Source organism: Euzebya tangerina (assembly GCF_003074135.1).
GTDB classification, from domain to species: Bacteria; Actinomycetota; Nitriliruptoria; order Euzebyales; family Euzebyaceae; genus Euzebya; species Euzebya tangerina.
In genome coordinates this window covers 134337-156636 of the sequence record NZ_PPDK01000002.1, presented here as the reverse complement: position 1 = coordinate 156636, position 22300 = coordinate 134337, and the positions used below count along the sequence as shown (strand labels likewise).

The 22300-nt window shown below is 68.9% G+C and carries 20 protein-coding genes; 1 reads left to right on the top strand and 19 read right to left on the bottom strand.

All coding sequences use genetic code 11. From position 1 onward, the window contains the following. From C1746_RS16490 to C1746_RS16400, 19 genes are all read right to left on the bottom strand, one after another. Positions 1–867, bottom strand: a complete 867-nt coding sequence (locus C1746_RS16490; protein ID WP_116715868.1) for a phosphatidate cytidylyltransferase — start codon at positions 865–867, stop codon at positions 1–3. A 24-nt stretch (positions 868–891) separates the two neighbouring features. Beyond that, positions 892–1449, bottom strand: coding sequence for a ribosome recycling factor (gene frr, locus C1746_RS16485; protein WP_116715867.1), 558 nt, complete (start codon positions 1447–1449; stop codon positions 892–894). A gap of 4 nt (positions 1450–1453) precedes the next feature. Beyond that, positions 1454–2194 (bottom strand): UMP kinase, encoded by a 741-nt coding sequence (gene pyrH / locus C1746_RS16480; protein WP_116715866.1) that lies wholly within the window; start codon positions 2192–2194, stop codon positions 1454–1456. Between the two features lie 5 nt (positions 2195–2199). After that, the gene (locus tag C1746_RS16475) at positions 2200–2817 is read right to left on the bottom strand and encodes a translation elongation factor Ts (protein WP_116715865.1); all 618 of its coding nucleotides are present in this window, start codon (positions 2815–2817) and stop codon (positions 2200–2202) included. Between the two features lie 36 nt (positions 2818–2853). Further along, complete coding sequence (gene rpsB / locus C1746_RS23065; RefSeq protein WP_116715864.1) at positions 2854–3903, bottom strand: 30S ribosomal protein S2; 1050 nt, start codon at positions 3901–3903, stop codon at positions 2854–2856. A 337-nt stretch (positions 3904–4240) separates the two neighbouring features. Further along, complete coding sequence (locus tag C1746_RS16465; protein ID WP_162867865.1) at positions 4241–4738, bottom strand: murein hydrolase activator EnvC family protein; 498 nt, start codon at positions 4736–4738, stop codon at positions 4241–4243. A 75-nt stretch (positions 4739–4813) separates the two neighbouring features. Continuing rightward, on the bottom strand, positions 4814–5572 hold the full coding sequence (gene whiG, locus C1746_RS16460) for an RNA polymerase sigma factor WhiG (protein ID WP_116715862.1): 759 nt from the start codon (positions 5570–5572) through the stop codon (positions 4814–4816). 102 nt (positions 5573–5674) lie between these two features. Beyond that, positions 5675–6589, bottom strand: a complete 915-nt coding sequence (locus C1746_RS16455; protein WP_205711942.1) for a tyrosine recombinase XerC — start codon at positions 6587–6589, stop codon at positions 5675–5677. Between the two features lie 36 nt (positions 6590–6625). Further along, the gene (dprA, locus tag C1746_RS16450) at positions 6626–7756 is read right to left on the bottom strand and encodes a DNA-processing protein DprA (RefSeq protein WP_116715861.1); all 1131 of its coding nucleotides are present in this window, start codon (positions 7754–7756) and stop codon (positions 6626–6628) included. Then, entirely contained in the window at positions 7753–9291 is a 1539-nt protein-coding gene (locus C1746_RS16445; protein ID WP_116715860.1) for a YifB family Mg chelatase-like AAA ATPase, read from the bottom strand. The genes dprA and C1746_RS16445 overlap by 4 nt, the downstream gene beginning before the upstream one ends. Next, positions 9288–9662 (bottom strand): YraN family protein, encoded by a 375-nt coding sequence (locus C1746_RS16440; protein ID WP_116715859.1) that lies wholly within the window; start codon positions 9660–9662, stop codon positions 9288–9290. Before C1746_RS16440 ends, C1746_RS16445 begins: the two co-directional genes overlap by 4 nt. Before the next feature lie 213 nt (positions 9663–9875). Beyond that, positions 9876–10598, bottom strand: coding sequence for a signal peptidase I (gene lepB / locus C1746_RS16435; RefSeq protein ID WP_162867864.1), 723 nt, complete (start codon positions 10596–10598; stop codon positions 9876–9878). Positions 10599–10630: 32 nt separating this feature from the next. Beyond that, positions 10631–10981 carry a 50S ribosomal protein L19 gene (gene rplS / locus C1746_RS16430; protein ID WP_116715857.1) on the bottom strand — a complete coding sequence of 117 codons (351 nt, stop codon included), beginning with the start codon at positions 10979–10981 and terminating at the stop codon, positions 10631–10633. 206 nt (positions 10982–11187) lie between these two features. After that, complete coding sequence (gene lepB / locus C1746_RS16425; protein ID WP_162867863.1) at positions 11188–12006, bottom strand: signal peptidase I; 819 nt, start codon at positions 12004–12006, stop codon at positions 11188–11190. A 91-nt stretch (positions 12007–12097) separates the two neighbouring features. Beyond that, positions 12098–12805: a tRNA (guanosine(37)-N1)-methyltransferase TrmD gene (trmD, locus tag C1746_RS16420; RefSeq protein ID WP_116715855.1), complete on the bottom strand. Its 708-nt coding sequence runs from the start codon at positions 12803–12805 to the stop codon at positions 12098–12100. A gap of 30 nt (positions 12806–12835) precedes the next feature. After that, on the bottom strand, positions 12836–13354 hold the full coding sequence (gene rimM / locus C1746_RS16415; protein ID WP_116715854.1) for a ribosome maturation factor RimM: 519 nt from the start codon (positions 13352–13354) through the stop codon (positions 12836–12838). A 19-nt stretch (positions 13355–13373) separates the two neighbouring features. Then, positions 13374–13613, bottom strand: a complete 240-nt coding sequence (locus C1746_RS16410) for a KH domain-containing protein (RefSeq protein ID WP_116715853.1) — start codon at positions 13611–13613, stop codon at positions 13374–13376. A gap of 3 nt (positions 13614–13616) precedes the next feature. Continuing rightward, a complete protein-coding gene (gene rpsP / locus C1746_RS23060; RefSeq protein WP_116715852.1) occupies positions 13617–14177 on the bottom strand; it encodes a 30S ribosomal protein S16 in 561 nt (186 codons plus the stop codon). A 199-nt stretch (positions 14178–14376) separates the two neighbouring features. After that, positions 14377–15318 (bottom strand): calcium/sodium antiporter, encoded by a 942-nt coding sequence (locus tag C1746_RS16400; RefSeq protein ID WP_116715851.1) that lies wholly within the window; start codon positions 15316–15318, stop codon positions 14377–14379. Between the two features lie 203 nt (positions 15319–15521). Here C1746_RS16400 and C1746_RS16395 point away from each other — a divergent pair, with 203 nt between their 5' ends. Further along, complete coding sequence (locus C1746_RS16395) at positions 15522–22124, top strand: Ig-like domain-containing protein (RefSeq protein WP_116715850.1); 6603 nt, start codon at positions 15522–15524, stop codon at positions 22122–22124. The last annotated feature ends 176 nt before the right edge of the window (positions 22125–22300 follow it).

The following is a 22300-nucleotide window of genomic DNA, read 5'->3' as shown; positions in this document are numbered from 1 at the left end:
CTAGATGCCGAACGTCAGGAGCGTGACGTGCGTGGCCGGGAGCGAGATGAGGAGGGCGTCGATGCGGTCCATGACCCCGCCGTGGCCCGGGAAGATGGTGCCGAGGTCCTTCACGCCCAGATCACGCTTGAGGACGGACTCGGCCAGGTCACCGGTGGTCGAAGCGATCACGACCGCGCCAGCCACTGCCAGCGCCACCCCGATGCTCAGGTCGGGCACGAGCCGCGCAGTCACCAGCACGGCCAGCAGCACGGTGGTGACCACCGCACCGCCGAAACCCTCCCAGCTCTTCTTCGGGGAGATCTGCGGCGCCATCCGGTGGCGACCGAAGTTGCGGCCGAAGGCATAGGCGCCGATGTCGTGTGTGACGGTCAAGGCCGTCGCTGCCATCACGTACCAGTGTCCGTCATCGCGCTGCAGGAGCAGCCCGAGTGAGCTGGCCCCCAGGTTGACCCACAGCAGCATCAGCGAGAGGGCAGCGATCCGTGAGACCGCGTGACCGCGCTTGCCGGTGACCATGACTGCGAGGAAGCCGGTGAGCAGACCCATGAACAGCCCGACGACGACGAAGTCGCTACCGCCGAGGTAGGCACCGTAGAGCATCACCGGCAGGGCGATCAGGGCCACGAGTGTCGGGGGTGGGGCCTTGGTGCGGGCGAATGCGGCGTGCAGCTCGGACAGCGCGATGCCGATGTTGACCAACACGAAGGTGAGGAACAGAAGCGGGTGGATCAGCAGCGATCCGACGAACATGGTCGCCAGGCCCACACCGACGCCGATGGCGACCGGAAGGTTGCGCCCGCCACGGTGGATGGGCTCGACCGGCTGGCCGTCAGCCGATGACTCCGGTTGCTCTGGGGCTGCCATGACGTCGTGTGACTCGAGGACCGGTCACACCTCCAGCAGCTCGGCCTCCTTGGCCTTCAGCACCGTGTCGATCTGGGACGTCGCCGCATCCGTGCGCTTCTGCAGATCGTCCTCTGCCCGACGCAGTTCATCCTCGCTGATCTCACCCTCGCTCTCGAGGGACTCCAGATCGCTCTTGGCCGAACGCCGGGCGTTGCGAACCGCGATCCGGCCGTCCTCGGCGCGTTCGCGGGCCAGCTTGACGTACTGCTTTCGCCGCTCTTCGGTCAGCTCCGGGAGGATCACCCGGATGACGGAGCCGTCGTTGCTCGGGTTCAATCCCAGGTCGCTCATCATGATCGCCTTCTCGATGTCGCGGAGCGAGCTGGCGTCATAGGGGGCGATGAGCAGCATGCGGGCCTCTGGTGCGGTGATCCCGGCCAGTTGCTGGAGCGGCGTCGATGCACCGTAGTAGTCGACGCGGAGACCGGTCAGCAGCTGCGGGTTGGCCCGACCGGTCCGGATCTTGGAGAACCCGTCCTTGGTGTGCTCCACGGCGTCGTCCATCTTGAGCTCGGCCTCGTCCAGGATGTCATCGATCATGGGACTATCCTGCCCGAGATTGGCCGTCGTCGTCCTCAGCCCGCTCCACCAGCGTCCCGATGGGCTCCCGCTCCACGGCCCGGCGGATGTTCCCCTCGGTCATCATGTTGAACACGATGATGGGCAACTGGTTGTCCATGCACAGCGAGATCGCCGTGGCGTCCATCACCTTCAGCTCGTCGGCGAGCACCTGCAGGTAGCTCAGCCGGTCGTACTTCGTGGCGCTCGGGTCGACGGCCGGGTCGGCGTCATACACCCCGTCGACCTTGGTGCCCTTCAGGATCGCCTCGGCGTCGATCTCGAGGGCGCGCTGCGCCGCCGCGGTGTCGGTGGAGAAGTACGGCGCTCCCAGCCCCGCGGCGAAGATGACGATCCGCTTCTTCTCGAGGTGGCGGACAGCCCGCCTGCGGATGTAGGGCTCGGCCAGCTCCTGCATGGCGACCGCCGACTGGACACGCGTGTTCACGCCACGCTTCTCGCAGGCATCCTGGAGGGCCAGTGCGTTGATGACGGTGGCCAGCATGCCCATGTGGTCGGCACTCGAGCGGTCCATGCCGGTGGCGGACAGCGACGCGCCGCGCAGGATGTTGCCTCCACCGACCACCACGCCGATCTCGGTGCCGAGCGCAGAGACCTCCACCAACTGGTCAGCCACCGATCCGACGATGGTCGGCGAGATGGCCGTGCTCTCGTCGGCGAAGGTCTCCCCCGACAGCTTGAGGAGGACTCGGCTGTAAGGTGCCACCGGCCCTAGCCGATCTGGAAGCGGACGAACCGGCCGACCTCGATCTTCTCACCGGTCCGGGCGCTGGCGTCGGTGATGAGCTGGGCGATGGTCTGGTCGGGGTTCTTGACGAATGGCTGATTCAGCAGGACCTGATCCTTCAGCATCGCGGCGACCCGACCCTCCACGATCTTGGAGACGATGTTCTCCGGCTTGCCCTCCTCCTCGGCCTGGCTCTTCGCGAAGGCCCGTTCCTTCTCGATGAGGGCAGGGTCGACCTGGTCCTCGGACACGGCGACCGGCTTGGAGGCGGCGATGTGCAGCGCGATGTCCTGCGCGAGCTGCTGGAAGGACTCCTCCTTGGCGACGAAGTCGGTCTCGCAGTTGAGCTGGAGCATCACACCGACCTTGGCGGGCACGCCGGGGGTCGGGGTGTGCAGGTAGGCGTGGACCAGTCCCTCGGCGGCGGTGCGGTCACCCGCTCGCTGCTCCATCTTCAGTCCGGTCGTCTTGCGGACGATGTCGGCTGCGGCCTCCATGTCGCCGTCAGCCTCGACGAGAGCCTTCTTGCACGCCATCATCCCGGCCCCGGTGGCTTCCCGGAGGGCCTTGACGTCCGCGGCGCTGATCTTGGTGTCACTCATGATGTGTTGGTTTCCTTGGTCGTCTTACCCAGTGGTCTACTCGGCGGGTGCCTCGGGCTCGGCGTCGTCCTGATCGGGCGCCTCGGCCGCGGGTGCGGCGTCAGCGGGGGCGGCGTCAGCGGCCGGAACCGGCTCCTCTGCCGCAGGAGCGGCGTCAGCAGACGCGGCGTCAGCAGACGCGGCGTCAGCAGACGGGGCGTCGGCAGGAGCAGCCTCAGCCGCAGCCGCCTCGGGGGGTGCGCCGGCCGCAGCGGCAGCTGAGGCGGCTTCCTCCTGCTGCAGGGCGATCTCCCACTCGGCCAGGGGCTCCGCCGCCGGGGCGGCCTCGGCCTGCTCCGGTGCCGGTGTCGCCGACACGGCTGCGGCCTGCTCGGCCACCACGTCGTCGCTGCTGCGCGACGCGCGGCGGGCGTACCCGGCGGCGCAGGCGTCGGCCATCAGGTGGGTCAGCAGTGCACCCGAACGGATGGCGTCGTCGTTCCCCGGGATCACGTAGTCGATCATGTCGGGGTCGCAGTTGGTGTCGACGACGGCGACCACAGGGATGCCGAGGCGGTTGGCCTCGGAGACCGCGATGTGCTCCTTGACGGTATCGACCACCCAGATGGCGGATGGCAGCTTGGTCATGGACCGGATGCCGCCGAGGTTGCGCTGCAGCTTGTCCAACTCGCGGGTCAGCAACAGCCCTTCCTTCTTCGTCAGCAACTCGATGGTGCCGTCGTTGACCATGTCCTCCAACTCACGGAGTCGCGTGAGGCGGGTCTTGATGGTCTCGAAGTTGGTGAGCATGCCGCCCAACCAGCGGAAGTTGACGTAGGGCATCCCGACGCGGAGTGCCTGCTGCTCAACCGCCTCCTGCGCCTGCTTCTTCGTTCCGACGAAGAGCACGGTGCCGCCACCGGCGACGGTGTCCTCGAGGAACTGGTAGGCACGCTCGAGCAGGCCGACCGTCTGCTGGAGGTCGAGGATGTAGATCCCATTGCGCTCCCCCCAGATGTACCGCTCCATCTTGGGGTTCCAGCGGCGGGTCTGATGCCCGAAGTGGACACCGGCTTCTAGCAGCTGTCGCACGGTGACGACGCTCATGATGTTTCTCCTGTTGTGTTCGCGGTTGGGCCTCGCGCACGTGCCAGGGGCAGCCGAGAGATCCGACTAGCCGAGGTGAACCTCCGCCGGTGGGGCGGACCGCAGGTTCGGCCATGCGCTGTGTGATGTGCTCCGGATCGCTCCGGGCGGGTGTCGCATCGGGCACACCATCCGGCAGACCCGTGCAGCGACCAAGGGTAGCCGTGCCACCACCTCTTGTGCAGCCAGACGTCGACGGTCCCCAGCGCCCCCGATCGAACCCCATCTTTCTCCGGGGAGGATAAGACGCAACACTCCACGTCACGGGGACCGTGCCCACCGTGCTCAGCCTCCGACCTCAGCGTCGAGGTGCGATCAGGTGGAGCCGCCAACGCATCAGGAGCAGCAGCGGATCGATGTACTCCCCGTCGCGGAGAACACCCCAGTCGAGGTGGGTGGCGTCCGGTTCGAGCACACCGATGACCTGCCCTGCCCGGATGACCTGGTCACGTCTCACCAGCGCCGTCACGGGCCCGTACGTCGTCCGCAGTGCCGGACCATGCTCCAGCGAGACCCAACCGACACCCGCCACCTGACCAGCAAAGCGCACCGTGCCATCCAGCGGCGCGGTCACCCGCTCACCACCGACTGCGTGAAGGTCGACACCCCGATGGCCGGGGCCGTAGGGATGAGGCGGCGGGTCGAAGGGCCGGGTCACCGCACCGGGCACGGGCCGTTGGACGCCACCGGCCTCCGCTGCGTGGACCGCACCCGCTGGCCCGCCAGCGAGCAGGAGGGTGAGTACCAGCACCGCGGCGGACGCGCCGCGCTGCCATCGTGTGGCCAGTTCTGACACGAGGCGCACGGTACGTGAGACCGGTGGCGTCCCGAGAGGGAATTCCCGTGGCCTGTGGAGAACTGCTCTGACGCGCTACAGCTTGGCGGTCATCCGGGTGCGCAGCCCCAGCACGGCCTTGGTGTGGATCTGACAGATCCGCGACTCGGTCACCCCGAGCACCTCGCCGATCTGGCCCAGCGTCATCCCCTCGAAGTAGTACAGCACGATGACCGTCTTCTCGCGCTCTGACATCCGGTTGATCGCATCGGCCAGGATGGCCCGCAACTCCTGGTCCTCCAGTGACTGCTGCGGATCGGTCAGGGAGCGGTCGGCCAGGGTGTCGACCAGCGTCTGGCGGCCACCGCCGTCATCGGAGGCCGTCGGCTCGTCGAGCGCGGCGAGCGAGGTGAGCGACACCTGCGTCAGGATCTGGCGGAGCTCGTCGACCGAGATCTCCATCTCGGCGGCCAGCTCCTCTTCGGTGGGGGTCCGATCCAGCTGCTCCTCGAGCTTGGCGAGGGCCCGCTGGACCCGCTTGGCCTTGGCCCGAACGCTGCGGGGGACCCAGTCGACCGAGCGGAGCTCGTCGATGATCGCGCCGCGGATGCGGGTTATGGCGTAGGTCTCGAACTTGAATCCGCGGTCCAACTCGAACTTGTCGAGGGCATCGATCAAGCCGAACATCCCGTAGGACACCAGGTCGGCGTGTTCCACCGTGTTCGGGAGGCCGACGCTCACCCGGCCGGCGACGTACTTCACCAGCGGGGAGTAGTTGAGGATCAGCCGCTCGCGGGCGTCCTGGTCACCGTCGTCCTTGAAGCGCTCCCAGAGAGCAACGACCTCAGGTGCCATCCCCGGGCCGGGCGAACGAGAGGTGGTTGATGGTGTGGACACACCTGTGAGTGTAGGGCGCCGTCGCCACGATCCGCGCAACAGCGGCACAACTGAGGCGGGTCACGCTCGTGGGTGGGCGCCGGCGTAGACCGACCGCAGGTGTTCGCGGGACACGTGGGTGTAGGTCTGCGTCGTCGCGAGGCTGGCATGCCCGAGGAGCTCCTGGACGCTGCGGAGGTCGGCGCCACCTTCGAGGAGGTGCGTGGCGAAGGAGTGTCGCAGCATGTGCGGCGTGACGTGCCCGACGCCGGCCCGCATCCCCCGGGATCGGACCATGCGGTAGATCGCGCCCCGATCGACGCGGTCGCCCGACCGGCCCAGGAACAGGGCCGGGGTGTTGCCGGCCCCGAGCAGCACGTCGCGGCCGGATCCGAGCCAGTGTCGGAGCGCCACGAGGGCGGGTTCGCCAAGGGGGACCAGGCGCTCCTTGTCTCCCTTGCCGTGGAGTCGGGCTCGTGCCGCACGGAGGTCGATCGAGCCCAGATCCAGGGAGGTGACCTCACTGACCCGCGCACCACTCGCGTACAGCAGCTCCAGGATCGCCGCGTCGCGCCGATCGATGGCGTCGGGGATGCCCGAGACGGGATCGCCGAGCAGTGCAGCGACCTGGTCGATCCGCATCACCTTCGGCAGCAACCGGTCGGTCTTCGGAGCGTCCAGCAGGACAGCAGGATCGGCCTCGACGAGGCCTCGCTTGGCGGCCCAGGCGAAGAACGTCCGCAGTGCTGCCCGCTTGCGGCTGATCGTGGACCGCGCCAACCCCTCCCGCCGTCGTTGGCCCATGAACCGGCGCAGCACCTGCACCGTCACCTCGTCCGGCCCGATGGCGAACTCCGCACACCAACTCGCCAGGTCTCCCACATCACGCAGGTAGGCCTGGACGGTGTTGCTGGACAGGCCCCGCTCCAGGTCCAGGTGTCGCTCGAAGGACCGCATCGCCGACGCCCAGCGGGGGTCGTCACTGGTGGTTGGCACAGCTCGCCGATCTGGTCGATGGGGCGCGGGATGTCCTCACCGTACGGTCGCGGCATCCCCCTGCCAGGTAGCCGCGACGCCGCCGGGGCCCTGTCGGGCGAGCCCGGCGTCCTCGAGCTTGGAGACCGCCACGAGGACCTGCCTGACCGGCAGATCGCAGGCACCGGCCAGCTCGGAGGGGCTCACCTCCGTGGGCCCCAGCAGCGCGACCACCTCGGCGACCGCCGGATCCGCGAGGCAGGGGGCCGACGCCTGGGGGGCCCTGCCCTGGCGTGGCTGGCTCTGATCTGTTCCCGGCGATGGCTGGGTGACCCCGATCACGTCCAGCACGTCGCGGGCGTTCCTGACCGGCGCGGCTCCGTCGACCAGCAGCGCCAGCGATCCTGCCGCGGCACGGTTCGACGGACTGGCCGGCACGACGAGGACCTCTCGACCGAACGTGGCCGCCCAACTCGCGCTGTTGAGCGCGCCACTGCGCTGCCCGGCCTCGATCACAACAACGGCATCCGCCAGGCCGACGAGGATCCGGTTGCGAGCCAGGAACTGGGCGGGCTGGCGAATCCCGTGGCCGGGCGGGAACTCGCTCAGCACCCCGCCACTGGCTGCCACCTCGGCCTGCAGGCGCTCGCTACCGGCCGGATAGGCCACGTCAAGGCCGGTGCCGACGACGGCGGTGGTTCGACCACCAGCGGCCAGCGCACCGCGGTGGGCCGTCTGGTCGATCCCGCGAGCCATCCCGGAGACGACACGGACACCGGCGCGGGCCAGGTCGCCCGCCAGGTTGCGCGCCAGTCGCAACCCGTCGGAGGTCGGCCTGCGCGTGCCGACGATCGCAACGGCAGGCCCATCAGGCGGCGGCTGACCCCGACACCACAGCCACAGCGGACCACCAGCCTCCCAGGTCTGGGACAGCAGCGGGGGCATGTCGTCGCCGACCACGAGCAGGTGATAGTCGTCCGGCGCCGGTGTGGCCTTCTGCAGAGTTCGGCTGTCGCCCGTCGCCGGTCCGTCCCCGGCGGCGTGAGTCGCGTGACGGGACTGGGCCAGCAACGTGGTGGCAACCACACGAGGGCCGGCGTCCAGGCCGAGCTTCCGGCGCACGCGAGCGATCTGGTTCGGGGTGACCTCGGCCTCGACGAGGTGGCGGACCAGCGAGCGCACCGTCACGCCGCCTGCTCCCAGGTCTGGTCGAGCCGAGCGCGGTGGCCGACCGCTTCGTGGGCATCCTCCTCGTGGATGCGGGGCCGGCCGGCCAGGTCCGCGCAGGTCCGGGCGACGCGCAGCGCTCGATCGAAGCCACGGGCGCTGAGCCGTCCGCGCTGGACTGCCCGGACGAGCACGTCGAGGGCGTCGGAGTCGGCGGTCTGCCGGACCACCGCCGCCGGTGCAGTCGCGTTCGGGCCGTGACCGCGGTCGGCGGCCCAGGCCCGCGCGGCCCGAACCCTGGCCGCGACGGCACTCGATGGCTCACCACCGGCGCCACCGGCCAGCGCCGTCGCGGGGACGGGCTGGATCAGCGGTGCGAGGTCGAAGCGGTCGGCCAACGGACCGGTCAGACGGGCGCGGTACCGCGCGACCTCGTTGCCCGGGCAGCGGCAGCCACCGCGGGCCGGTCCACACGGACACGGATTGCTGGCAGCGACCAGCAGGAACGATGCCGGGTAGGTGACGGTGCCGTGGGCACGGGCCAGCCTGACAACGCCCTCTTCCATGGGCTCGCGCAGCGCATCCAGCGTCCGTCGGCTCCACTCGAACAACTCATCGAGGAACAGCACACCGTGCGCCGCGTCGCTCACCGCCCCCGGTCGTGCCAACCCCGAGCCACCGCCGAGGAGGGCTGCGGTGCTGGCCGAGTGATGGGGTGCGGCGAAGGGGGCCATCGACTCCAGTCGGGTCAGCCCCCGGGTCCGCCCTGCCAAGGACCGAACGGAGGCGGCGACCAGCGCTTCGGTTGCGGTCAGCGGCGGCAGGATCCCCGGCAGTCGGCGGGCCAACATCGACTTGCCGGCGCCGGGCGGCCCGATCATGAGGAGATGGTGACCACCTGATGCCGCCACCTCCAGTGCTCGCCGTGCCTCGGGTTGACCGGCGACATCGGCCAGGTCGGGAACCTCGGCCGGCTCGGGCAGACCCTCCGGCAGCGTGATCCGCTCGGGCCTGGTCGTTCCAGTGGCGATGTCCACGTAGTCCCGCAGCGTGCGGATCCCCACCACGACGCGGTCGCCCGCCAACCGGGCCTCGTGACGGTTGGCCCACGGTACGACGACGGCGTCACTGCCGACGCCGCGCGGGGTCGGGGGCGAGGTCGCAGCCGCTCGTCCGCCGAGCGCGCCGTCCGGCAGGAGGCTCGGCAGGACCCCCGAGACGCCACGCACCTCGCCGGCCAAGGACAGCTCGCCGATCAGGGTGTCCTCACCCTCGTCGATGACCGCGAGCGACCGCAGCACGGCCACGGCGATCGGCAGATCGAAGCGGGCTCCTCGCTTGCGGACGTCGGCCGGGGCCAGGTTGACCAGGACCTTGACCTGGCCGACCCCGTGGCCAACCGCGGCCAGGGCCGCCCTGACCCGCTCGCCGGTGTCACCCGAGGGACCGCCGATCACGGTGAAGCCCGGGAGCCCGTGGGTGACACGGGCCTCAACTCGGACCGGGCGCGGCATCAGCCCCTCGAGGGCCACGGTCCAGGCGATGCCGACCCTCACCAGACGCCCCGCAGGTGCCGCAGCTCGGTGCTGGCGTCGGCCACGCTGAGTGGCGCGTAGATCGTGATGACGTCACCGCGTAGGGGTCCTCGAGTGCCCGTCTCGTACTGGTACGCGGCGCAGAGCAGCCGCAGCCGCCGGCGCTTGCGCCGGTCGACCGATTCGAGCGCGGTCCCTGCCCGCAGGGTGGATCGAGTCCGGACCTCCACGACGACGGTCCCGTCCGCCTCCCGGGCGACGATGTCGAGTTCGCCGCGGACCTCCCGCAGGTCCGGCCGCCAGTTGCGGTGGAGGATCCGGTACCCCTGCTGGGTCAGGTAGGCGGCTGCGCGGGCTTCACCAGCCGCACCGAGTTGTTGGCGTCGATGCATACCGAAGGACGGTAGGCATCAGTCCACGTGCCCCGAGAGGAATCTCAGCCGGTCTGTGGACAACCCCGCGGACGCCGTCGGGCCGTCGCGATCTAGAAGACGCCGGCCGCCCAGGCCACCAGTCCCCCGATGATGAGGATGGCGCTGATCAGGATGCCGATGTCCTTGAACTTGGAGTCCCGGTAGCGGCGTGTGGCGTTGAATCCCATTGGTCTACTCCTCGTACTCGGCTATCGGCAGGGACCCGGCGCCGTCGATCGGCCAGATCGTCACGAAGGCCCGGCCGAGCAGCTGGTCGGCATCGATCTGGCCCAGCGAGAACCGACTGTCGGAGGAGTTGGGCCGGTTGTCCCCCATGACGAAGTAGTGGTCAGCCTCCACGGTGACGGGTCCGAAGTCGTTGAGGTCCCGCTCGGCCAGGTAGCCGCCGTCGCTCATGAGCGACTCGGGCAGCGGGTCGCCATTGATCAGCACGACCCCGCCGCGCATCTCCACCTCGTCACCGGGCAAGCCGATGATCCGCTTGATGAAGTCCCGCTCGAGGGGCTGGATCAGGCCAAGGCCGGAGGCGAAGGACCGAACCGTGTCTCCGACGATGTTGCCCTGCGTCGTCGGACCCACCTCCTCCTCACGGAACACCACGATCTCGCCGCGCTCTGGCTCGCGATAGAGGTAGGCCAGCTTGGTGACCAACACCCGATCGCCGACCTGGAGCGTCGGCTCCATCGACGCGGACGGGATGTAGAACGCCTGGATGACGAAGGTCTTCAGCAGGAAGGCGAGGACCAGCGCCACGATGATCAGGCCGGGCAGCTCCGCGAAGAAGCGAGTAAGGGCCAAGCCCGGCCTGCGGCCTGCTGCCGCCGATTCAGGCTGCGGGTCGGCGTCGGCTCGACTGTCCGTCGAGTCGTCGGTGGTCGTCTCCAGGCCGTTCACGGCGGTGGGCTGACGCGCAGGCAGCGCGGTCGTCAGCTGGTGCGCTTCTCCTTGATCTTGGCCTTCTTGCCGACCCGGTCCCGCAGGTAGTACAGCTTGGCGCGCCGCACCTTGCCGTGACGGACGACCTCGATCTTGTCGATGATCGGCGCGTGCAGCGGGAAGATCCGCTCGACGCCGATGCCGTTGAAGGAGACCTTGCGGATCGTGAACGACTCGCGTGGGCCGCTGCCGCGACGTGCGATCACGTCGCCCTCGAAGATCTGGATTCGGGTGCGTTCGCCCTCCGTCACACGGACGTGCACCTTGAGGGTGTCACCAGGGCTGAAGTCGGGGATGTCGTCGCGGACGGTCTCGACGTCGACAAGATCGGTGGGGTTCATCGTGGAGGACTCCGCAGGGGGTTGGTGGAGCAGGGTTGGGCTGGCAACAGCTTGGGTGGCGCGAACAGGCGGCCTGGTGAGGTGACCTCTCTGGGGCGTCGGGGCTGCCGCGTCGGCGCGTGCTCCGCAGGAGGCATAGGGAAACGAGCGCCGGTCGGGCGCGACGGTCCAAGGTACGGGGCCGACAGAGGAGCGTCAACTGAGCGCTACTCGGCTGCTCCCAGGGACTGCTCTCCGACGCCGGGGTAGTCGGTGTCGATGGCGAGGGTGGCGTCCGGCAGTGGCCAGATGATCGCGAAGGTCCGCCCGATGATGTTCTGCTCGGGGATGGTGCCGAGCCCGAACCGGGAATCGAGCGAGTTGGTGCGGTTGTCACCCATCACGAAGTACTCACCCGCGGGAACGACCAACGGGCCGAAGGGGCGTTGTTCGAAGGCTGCGTAGGGCTCCTCGAGCGCCCGTCCGTTGATGTGGACGACGCCATCGATCAGCTCGATGGTCTCGCCGGGCAGGCCGATGATCCGCTTGATGAGGTCCCGCTCGGGGTCCGGTTGCACCACACCGATGCCCTCGAGGAAGGACGTTGCGGTCTCACGAAGGCTGAATCCCTGGGTCTCGAGGCCAGGCCGGCGGAAGACGATCACCTCACCCCGCTCCGGTGGACGGAACCGGTAGGTCACCTTCTCCACCAGGACCCGGTCGCCGATCTGGAGGGTCTGCAGCATCGAGCCGGAGGGGATGAAGAAGGCCTGCATCGCCAGGGACTTGATGATGAAGGCCATGACCAGTGCGATCACGAGCAACTGCACCAACTCGCGCAGCCCCCGCAGCACGGTCGTGGCCGCCGATGGAGATCCCTCCGCGGCTTCGGCCGCGGCAGGGGACTCGGAGGCGAGCTCGGACGACGATCTGACGACCACCCCCTTCTCGGCAGGTTGGGGGGCCTCCGGCTGCTCGGTCTGGGACGGCTGCTCGGCTGGTGCCCGCTCTTCAGGGCGCGGCGGGCGGAAGGTCGACCGAGGCACCGACCCCCCATCCTGCGGGGACGCCGGGACGGGCGGCGGCCACGCGGATGAGTCGTGCAGGTTGGTCACGGCGCTGGCCTTCGGGCTCGGGTCAGGAGAGGTTCTCGGGGCCGGACAGGTCCGGCCGGACGAGCCGGGTTCTGGACCGTGCCTGCGCGGTGCGCCACGCCTGGACCCGGCCGTGGTCACCCGACCGTAGAACGCCCGGGACCTGCCAGCCACGGAATGATGCTGGTCGGGTGTACTGGGGGTGCTCCAGCAGCCCGGCCTGCGGGCCGGAGGTTCCGAAGGACTCCTCCACCCCGCTGTCGGCGTTTCCCATGACACCTGGTACCAGCCTGGTGACCGCCTCCACCACCATGGCGGCAGCCACCTCACCGCCCGCCAGGACCACGTCGCCGACGGAGATCTCATCGTGCGCCAGGTGCAGGTGGACGCGTTCGTCGATGCCCTCGTAGCGGCCGCACAGCAGGAGCAGGTGGTCCTCCGTCGCAAGCGTCGTCGCCATGCGCTGGTCGAACTGGCGCCCCCTCGGTGTCATCACCAGCGTCCGCGGGCGCTGGTCCACCCCGCCGTACAGGGCCTCGACCGCAGCGAAGAAGGGCGCCGGGGTCATCACCATCCCGGCCCCGCCTCCGTAGGGCGCATCATCCACCGTGCGGCGGGGGTCGCCGGTCCAGTCCCGGAGGTCATGAACGGCCAATTGGACCAGCCCGGTCTCGTGCGCTCGTCCGAGCAGGGAGGCGTCGAACGGCCCCTGGAAGAACTCGGGGAAGATCGTGAGGACGTCGATCTTCACAGCGCTGCTCTCCTCATCGCTCGGTTCCCGCTACAGCCACTGGTCGTCGATGAGACCGGGGATCGGGTGGAGGACCAGCGGGTCGACGGACCACTCGACCAACTCGGTGACCATGGGGATGGAGGCGTGCCCGCCACGGTCCAGGGACACCACGAGGAGGTCGTGGGCGTGCCCGTCCTTGACCGAATCGACGACGCCGACGGGAGCGCCCGTGACATCGACCACGCGGCGGCCCACGAGGTCGGCCACCCACAGCGCATCCTCGACGAGGGTCACCTCGTCGCGTCCGCGGTGGAGCAGCGCACCGCGGAGGGACTCGGCATCCCCTCGGGTCCCGACGCCGTCGAAGGCCACGACCAGGCGGTCGCCCTGATGCCGAGAGTGCCGGACCGTGAGCTGAGCCGTTGGTGCCTGCGCAGCGTCGAGCACGGTCCCCGGGTCGAACCCCTCGTCCAGGTCGGCGTCGGCGAACACGTAGACCTCGCCGGAGGTCCCGAACGGCTTGCCGATGACTCCGACGATGACGCGGTCGGCGGGCACGTCGGACATCGGCGGGCTGGTGACCGCGCTACTCGATGATCTCGACGGAGGCGTTGATGCCTTCGCGGGTCCCCGCGGCCTTGATCATGGTGCGGATGGCCTTGGCGGTCCGACCCCGCTTGCCGATGACCTTGCCCATGTCCTCGGGGTTGACCCGCAGCTCGAGCAGGACGCCACCGTCGGAATCGGTGGAGGTGATGTGGACGTCGTCGGGGTTGTCGACCAGGTTCTTCGCGATGAAGTCGAGGACCTCTTCGGTCATCTCCATGACCTACTCCTCCTCGGAAGCCGCGGCGTCGTCCGCACCGGCGTCATCGGCGTTGGTGTCCGCGGCCGACTCCTCGACGGGACTGTCAGTCTCGTCTGCAGCGGCCTCGGCCTGCGCGGCCTCCTCGGCGGCCGCTGCTTCAGCGGCAGCGGCGTCGGCGGCAGCCTGTGCCTCCGCCTCCTCGGCGGCGCGCTTGTCGGCCAGTTCCTTGGCGGCCGCGGCCTCCGCCTCGGCGATCTTGGCGTCGCGGGCGGCGGCTTCCTTGGCGCGCTGCTCGATCTTCGCGGTGCGGTCGCGACCGGGATCGCCCGGCTTGAACTCCTCCCAGATGCCGCTGACGCGGAGCAACTGCTTCACCTGGTCCGAGGGCTGAACCCCGTTGCCGAGCCAGTACAGCGCGCGCTCGGAGTTGATCTCGATGGTCGAGGGGTCGTTCAGCGGCTGATAGAAGCCGATGTCCTCGATGTAGCGCCCGTCACGAGGCGAGCGGGAGTCGGCGACGACCACCCGGTAGTACGGGGCCTTCTTCTTTCCTTCGCGCCGCAGGCGCATGCGAACTGCCATGGGTTCCTCTTTCGTGGTCTACGCGTGATTTGGCTCTACCCCCGAGCAGTTCAGGGGCCACGCAAGGCGATGTGCCTTCGGGAGATGCCGGGTCTGGGTCCTGGCGGGTACTCCGAGCAGGTCCACGTCGACGCGGCTGCGCGATGGTATCGGGCGCTCGACTGCGTGACAGCGGACCCCAGGCCGAGTGCTGAGCGAGCTACAGCGCCAGAGCCGTCACACCCGCGTAGCCGGCCAGCAGGACGCCGCCCTCCCACCGGTTGACGAAGAAGTCGGTCCTCGAGAAGACCGCGAACAGCACGCAGCCACCGACCATGAGCAGCAGGCTCAAGCCGAACTGGCTGTCCAGCGGCGTGGTATCGAGAATCCCGGCAACCCCGGCCACGGGCAGGGAGTTGAAGATGTTGGAGCCGACGACGTTGCCGATGATCAGGTCGTTCTCCTGGCGTCGTGCAGCGGCGACGGCCGTCACGAGTTCCGGCAACGAGGTCCCGATCGCCACGACCGTGAGACCGATGACCGCTTCGCTCAGCCCCAGCGCCTCGGCCAGTCCGGAGGCCCCCACCACCAGCATCTGGGCCCCCGCCAACGTCCCGGCGAGCCCGACCAGTGTGAGGACGATGGAGGGTCCCAAGCGGTGCTCTCCCTCGCTGAGTTCGCCGACCTCAACCTGGATCTCCTGCGCGGCCTCACGGTCCTTGGATGCCCAGTAGATGATCAGCCCGATGGCGGCGACGGCACCGACGAGCAGGAAGATGGCATCGATGGTCGAGACCCGAAGGTCGTAGGACACCAGCGCCAGCACGCCGATCGCGATCAGCATCAGCCGGATCTCCTGCCTCCAGATCCGGGTCGTGATGGGCAGCACGCCGAAGAGGGCCGCCGACCCGATGACGAGCATGACGTTGGCGACGTTCGAGCCGACGATGTTGCCGAGGGCGATGTCCTGCTTCCCGTCGATCGAGGCCAGCGCGCTGACCAGGAGTTCCGGTGCACTGGTCCCGAAGCCGACGACCAGGGCACCGACCAGCACGATGGAGACGCGCAGGATCGTGGCGACGCGCACGGCGCCGAGGACGAACTTGTCGGCGGCGTAGGTCAGCAGTCCCAGGCCGGCGACGAGGAGGAGAGCGTCACGCATGGCGGTGAGGGTACTGGCCGCCCCAAAGGCGCGGATGTGACCATCGCGCCGCAACGACCTCCCGAACCGGCTACCTCCATCATGCGGTATGTGGTTTACTCCTGACGGACCGTCACCGCCGGACGGCGCGTGACACGGAACACCCACGGGAGGCCGCCGACACGGGCGGCGGCACGCATGCCACGAACTGAACAGGAACGCTGATGCCCCTCACGTCCGCGCCCACCCATCACCGCGCCACGCTCAGCAGCACCACGCTGCGCGTGCTCGTCGGTGTGCTCGCCGCAGCCATGGCCTTGACGGGGATGGCCAGTCCGGCCGCGGCCCAGACTGGCCCACCGCCAGCGAGCGGCGACCGTTCCTTCGGTCCGGCCTTCAGCATCAACACGCCCGGCGACATCACCCAGACCGGGAACGTGGTGGTGTCGTGTACGCCAGGTCAGGGCAACTGCGATGCGGCACGGGCCGGCACCCAGAGCGGGTCCAACAACAGCCTCGCGATGATCAACGTCGACATCGACAGCGACCCCAACACCTTCAACTCCTCCACCGCTGACCTCACGATCCCGGCTGGCGGAGAGGTGCTGTACGCCGGGCTGTACTGGGGGGCGCGCATCTCCGGCAACACGCCCGCAGCGTCGGGGCCCGACGGACCTGCCGCGCCGACGCCTGCCGATCAGGGCCGTGTCCTGCTCACCGTTCCCGGGGACGCCGACTACCAGCCGATCGTGGCCGACACCGTCGACGGCTCGGCGACGGGTGACTACCAGGGTGTCGCCGACGTGACCGCCCAGGTCCGGGCCGCGGGCTCCGGAACCTACGGGGTCGCCAACGTCCAGGCGGGGCTGGGTGGAGGCAGGTACGGCGGGTGGGCGCTGATCGTGGCGTACCGCGACCAGGCTGAGCCTGCGCGCAACCTGACGATCTTCGACGGCTATGACGTCGTCTCGAACGGCAACCCGATCAACATCGCCCTGGAGGGCTTCCAGACACCGCCGCTCGGCACGGTGCGGTCCGAGGTCGGCATCCTCTCCTGGGAGGGCGACAGCGGCATCACCGGCGACCAGTTGAGCCTGGACGGAGACGTCATCTCCGACACCAACAACCCGTCCACCAACTTCTTCAACTCCTCCATCTCGTTCCTCGGCGCACGGTTCGACGACAAGAACCCGGACTTCGTCGACCAGCTCGCCGTCGACCTCGATCGGGTCGACGCCTCGGGGATCCTGACCAACAACCAGACCAGCTCGACGATCAACCTGACGTCCAGCGGTGACCAGTACTTCCCCGGGGTCGTGACCTTCTCCACCGAGCTCTTCGCCCCCAACGTGCAGATCACCAAGACCGGGCGGGACATCAACGGCGGCAGCGCCGAGCCCGGGGACGTGATCGAGTACACGATCGAGATCTCGAACCTGCAGCCACCGGCGGCCGACGGCATCGACGACGCAGTCGACACGGTCCTGACCGACGAACTGCCAGCCTTCACGCGCCTGGTCCCGGGCTCCATCAGCTACGTCGACGGGGTGAACGCCGGCGGCAAGACCGCCGCCGCCGGCGACGACCAGGTAGACGTGGCAGGCAACGTGCTGACGGCGCGTCTGGGCACGGGTGCTGATGCCACGGACGGCGGTGTGTTCGAGACGGACGAGGTGAACACCATTCGGTACCGCGTCGAGGTGCTGGAGGGTGTCGTCGACGGCTCCAGCATCGACAACGACGCGACCGTCGCGTTCTCCTCCACGGCCGATCTTGACTTCGAGAACTCGAGCAACGTCGACTCCCAGCCTGTTGTGGTGCGCAGCGACCTGTCGGTCCGCAAGTCGGTGGACCCGGCTGGCCCCGTCGCCGTCGGTGAGACCGTCACGTACGTCCTCGAGGTGCGCAACGCGGGTCCCAACGCCGATCCTGCGGTGGTCCTGACCGATGACATCCCGGCGGGGATCAGCGTCACATCGCTGCCGGCCGAGTGCACCCAAGTCGGCACACTCGTCGAGTGCGACCTGGGGGCCCTGGCCTCCGGGACGGCGATCTCCCTCGAGATCGAGGGTGAGGTGACGGGCGCACCCGGTGACTCGCCGAGCAACACCGCCACGGTGTCGGGTGACAACACCGACCCCGACCCCGGCAACAACACCTCCGCCGCGGTCGCGGTCGACATCGCACAGCCTCCGGTGGCCGACGACGACACGGCCAGCACCGGTCCCGGCACGCCCGTCACGATCGACGTGCTCAGCAACGACAGCGACCCCGACGGTGATGACGCGGCGCTCACCATCACCGCGGTCAGCGACCCGCCGAACGGCTCGGTGACCATCGTGGACGGGCAGCTCGTCTACACACCCGATCCAGGATTCGCGGGCCAAGACACCTTCACCTACACCGTCACCGACGAGCAGGGTCTGACCCAGACCGCGACCGTCACCGTGGATGTGGCCAATGCCGATCCGGTCGCTCGCAACGACGCCGGCGCCGTGGAGGAGGGTCAGACGATCACCATCGACCTCCTCGCCAACGACACCGACGTCAACGGCGACGACCTCTCGGTCTCCTTCCCGGGAGGCCTGCCGGATGGGGTCACGGACAACGGTGACGGCACGATCACCTACGATCCCGGCCTGCTGGGCGATGACGACCCGGATGTCGTCGTGGTGCCGCCCTTCACCTACGAGGTCGATGACGGCAACGGCGGGACGGCGACAGCCACCGTCAGCCTCACGGTCACCCAGGTGCCGCCCGTGACCGCGCCCGACAGCGGCGTGACCGACCCGGAGACGCCGATCACCATCGACGTGTTGGCCAACGACGCCGCCCCCGGCAGCACCGGTCCGCTCGGTGTCGTCGGCGTGGACGTCGACCCGGCGGTCGGCGAGGCGATCGTCATCGACGGTCAGGTCCAGTTCACGCCCGCACCCGGCGTGTCCGGCGACGTCGAGTTCACCTACACCGTCCGCGACGCGTCGGGCTCGACACTCAGCGAGACCGTCACCGTGACGGTCAACAACGCGCCGCCCGAGGCGACCGACGACACCGCGGCCGTGCCCTTCGACACGCCGACGACCATCGACGTGCTCGCCAACGACAACGACCCCAACGACGACCCGCTGACGGTCATCGGCGTCGACAACCCCGTCGGTGGCACCGTGACGATCGACGCTGGCAGCGGCCTGCCCGTCTTCACCCCCGACCCCACGTTCGTCGGCGAGGGCTCGTTCGAGTACACGATCAGCGACGGCAACGGCGGAACGGACACGGCCACCGTCACCGTCGACGTGGCCAACGCCCCACCAGTCGCAAATGACGACGCGGCGGTCACCGACACCGACACGCCGGTCACCGTCTACCCACTCGACAACGACACCGACTCCAACTCCGACACGCTCACGGTCTCGATCGTCGGTGGCGTGCCCGAGGGTGGTTCCGCTGTGGTCAACCCCGACGGCTCGGTCGTCGTGACGCCCCCTCCCGGCTTCACCGGGACCTACGAGGTCACCTACGAGGTCCGAGACGGCAACGGCGGAACGGACACGGCCACCATCTCCGTGACCGTCGCCAACGCCCTCCCAGACGCACGCGACGACTTCGGAACGGTTGCCGCGTACGGGCCGGCCGAGCCGCCGACCACGGTCACGATCGACGCCCTGGCCAACGACACGGACAGCAACAGCGACACGCTGACGGTCACGCAGGTGGACACGACCACCGACAGTGGCGGAACCATCGTCGACAATGGTGACGGGACGTTCGACTACACGCCAGCCGAGGGCTTCACCGGCACCGACTCCTTCACGTACACGATCGAAGACGGCCGTGGCGGAACCGCGACTGCGACCGTGGTGATCGAGGTGTCGGCCGACGCCCCACTGGCGACCGACGACCTGTTCGTCCTTCCCGATCCGGCGCCGGGCTCGCTGCCCGCTCCGCTGACGGCCGGGGACCTGCTGGGCAACGACACCAGTCCGAACGGCCTTGATCTGACCGTGACCGGCGTGGGCACGCCCTCGAGCGGGACCGTGGACCTGAACCCGGACGGGACCATCGACTACACGCCAGACCCGACCTTCGTCGGGACGGCAGAGTTCACCTACACGATCGCCGACACCACGGGCACCGACACGGGGACCGACACCGCCGTCGTGCGGATCGTCGTGCCGAACGCCATCCCCACGGCCGGCGACGACACCGCTGACGTGCCAGGAACGGGTACCTCGATCCTCGACGTCCTCGGCAACGACAGCGACCCCAACGGCTCGCCACTGACCGTCACCGGCACGCAGGGCGGTCAGGGAACGGTCACCGTCAACCCGGACGGAACCCTCTCATACACACCACCCCCCGGCTTCAAGGGCACTGACACGATCACCTACACGGTCACCGACCCCGATGGTGGAACGGCGACGGCGACGGTCACGGTCACCGTTGCCAACGAGCCACCGGTCGCCGTCGACGACGACGCCGAAACGGATCCAGCCACACCCGTCGACATACCCGTGCTCGACAACGACTCGGATCCGAACGACGACCCCATCTCGGTCTCGACCGTCGGCACTCCCGCGAACGGGTCAGCCGTCGCTGGCGGTGACGGCACGATCACCTACACCCCGACGGCCGGCTTCAAGGGCACCGACACGTTCGAGTACAGCATCATCGACGGCGACGGGGGGACCGACACCGCCACGGTCACGGTGGTCGTGCCCAATGCTCCCCCCGAGGCCGGAGACGACACCGCCACCACCGATGAGAACACACCGGTGACGATCGATGTCGCCGCCAACGACAGCGACCCCAACGGCGACCCGTTGACGTTCGGCCTGGGGACGCAGCCCTCCAACGGAACGGTCACCATCGATACGGCGACCGGAACCGTCGTCTACACCCCCTTCGACGGGTTCGACGGGACCGACACCTTCACCTACGTCGTCGACGACGGCGACGGGGGGATCACGACCGCAACCGTCACCGTCACCGTTGGCGATGTCCCGCCGACCGCCTCCGACGACGCCGCCTCCGTCGACGGCTACTCCCCCGGCGAGGACCCGACCTCGGTCACCATCGACGCACTCGCCAACGACCTCGACCCGGCCGGCAACGGTCTGGAGATCACCGGATTCGACGATTCCGGCATCGAGGGGACCGTCGAAATAGTCGACGGTGAGCTGGTCTACACCCCACCCCCGGGCTTCGTCGGTACCGAGACGTTCCCCTACACGATCACCGACGGCAGCGGCAACACGGCAACGGCTGATGTGACCGTGACCGTCGGGGGTCTGGAACCGCAGGCGGAGGACGACAGCGCAACCGTCGACGGCTACGGCGGTGACGGCGACCCCACCTCGGTCACGATCGACGTGCTCGGCAACGACGCCGATCCAGCCGGCGGAGGACTCGACATCACCGACGTCGACACCTCCGACACCCAGGGGACGGTCGACATCGTGGACGGGCAACTCGTCTACACACCGCCACCCGGGTTCGTCGGCCTCGACACCTTCACCTACGAGATCACCGACATCAACGGGAACACGTCCACTGCGACGGTGTCGGTCGAGGTGAACGACCTCGCGCCCGTCGCCGAGGACGACGACGCCACCGTCACTACAGGCGGCAGCGTCCGGATCCCGGTGCTCGACAACGACTTCGACCCCAATGGCGGGCCCATCACCATCAACCCCGACGGATTCGATGGCCCAGCCAACGGCACCGTCGAAATCGGTCCCGACGGTCAACTCATCTACACGCCGAACGAGGGTTTCGTCGGGACGGACACCTTCGTCTACGAGATCACCGACGAAGGCGGGAACACCACAACGGCAACCGTGACAGTCACGGTGCTGGAGGGTGACGGTGAGCCTGGCGCCGAGGTGGTCCGAGTCGCGGGCGACACCCGCATCGAGACCGCGATCCTGGTGGCACAGATCGCCTACCCGGATGGCGCGCCCTGGGTGGTGCTCGCGCGGTCCGACGATTACGCGGACGCCCTCTCCGGCGCCACCATCGCGCGGCAACTCAACGCACCGATCCTGTTGACCTCCACCGGCCAGCTCGACTCGGCCACATCCACCGAGATCACTCGGCTGGGGGCGGAGAACGCCCTCATCCTGGGCGGCGAGGTCGCGGTCTCGGCCGAGACCGCCGGACAGGTCGCTGATCTCGGACTGGACGTCAGCCGGGTTGGTGGTGTGAACCGCTTCGACACCGCGCGACTGGTCCAAGCCAACTTGGACGAGCCGGACGGCACCACCGTGTACATCACCGAGGGCGAGAACGTCGATCCGCAGCGGGGCTGGCCCGATGCCCTGGGCGTCTCGTCGCAGGCGGCGTTCTCCCAGCGCCCGATCCTGCTGGTGAACGCCACCCGGCTACCACAGGAGACCATCGATGCCCTGGCGGCATCGGAGGCAACCAATGTCATCGTCGTCGGCGGCACGGCCGCCGTGAGCGCCGAGGTCGAGCAGCAGATCGCCGATCTGGGCTTTGACATCGAGCGGATCGCCGGCGCGACCAGGTACGAGACGCTGGCGCTGCTGTACCAGGAGGGGTTGGCGCTGGGCCTCGACCCCGAAGTGCTGTGGGTCGCTACGGGATTGGACTGGCCCGACGCCCTGACGACCGGCCCGGTCATCGGTGCCCTCGGCGACACCGTCGCCCTCGTCAACGGCCAGGACCCCGCCGGATCACCCGAGATCCTGGACCTGGTGGCGGCCAACTCCGGGCCGATCGAGACGATCCGGATCGTGGGCGGGACCAACGCGGTGACCGAGGAGGTCGAGGCCGCCATCGCGGCCGCCGCGAACGGCGACGGCTGACCGCGACGACGGCTGAGGCGGGCCGGCAGGACCTCCGCACCGCCAGACCCAGGGGGCAGACCCAGTAGCTGACTGGGTCGGCCCCAAGGGCTGGCCGTCGCAGCAGGCCGTGAGGGTTGAGGGTTGAGGGTGCGCACCAATCCTCACGGGCGGCAAGATCGAACAGCAAGAAACCA

What these genes read in the sequence shown, in the direction of transcription:
- C1746_RS16490 (WP_116715868.1), bottom strand. Translation starts at nt 867, where the DNA reads ATGGCAGCCCCAGAGCAACCGGAGTCATCGGCTGACGGCCAGCCGGTC.
- frr (WP_116715867.1), bottom strand. Translation starts at nt 1,449, where the DNA reads ATGATCGATGACATCCTGGACGAGGCCGAGCTCAAGATGGACGACGCC.
- C1746_RS16475 (WP_116715865.1), bottom strand. Translation starts at nt 2,817, where the DNA reads ATGAGTGACACCAAGATCAGCGCCGCGGACGTCAAGGCCCTCCGGGAA.
- rpsB (WP_116715864.1), bottom strand. Translation starts at nt 3,903, where the DNA reads ATGAGCGTCGTCACCGTGCGACAGCTGCTAGAAGCCGGTGTCCACTTC.
- whiG (WP_116715862.1), bottom strand. Translation starts at nt 5,572, where the DNA reads ATGGCACCTGAGGTCGTTGCTCTCTGGGAGCGCTTCAAGGACGACGGT.
- C1746_RS16440 (WP_116715859.1), bottom strand. Translation starts at nt 9,662, where the DNA reads ATGCATCGACGCCAACAACTCGGTGCGGCTGGTGAAGCCCGCGCAGCC.
- rplS (WP_116715857.1), bottom strand. Translation starts at nt 10,981, where the DNA reads ATGAACCCCACCGATCTTGTCGACGTCGAGACCGTCCGCGACGACATC.
- rimM (WP_116715854.1), bottom strand. Translation starts at nt 13,354, where the DNA reads ATGTCCGACGTGCCCGCCGACCGCGTCATCGTCGGAGTCATCGGCAAG.
- C1746_RS16410 (WP_116715853.1), bottom strand. Translation starts at nt 13,613, where the DNA reads ATGGAGATGACCGAAGAGGTCCTCGACTTCATCGCGAAGAACCTGGTC.
- rpsP (WP_116715852.1), bottom strand. Translation starts at nt 14,177, where the DNA reads ATGGCAGTTCGCATGCGCCTGCGGCGCGAAGGAAAGAAGAAGGCCCCG.
- C1746_RS16400 (WP_116715851.1), bottom strand. Translation starts at nt 15,318, where the DNA reads ATGCGTGACGCTCTCCTCCTCGTCGCCGGCCTGGGACTGCTGACCTAC.
- C1746_RS16395 (WP_116715850.1), top strand. Translation starts at nt 15,522, where the DNA reads ATGCCCCTCACGTCCGCGCCCACCCATCACCGCGCCACGCTCAGCAGC.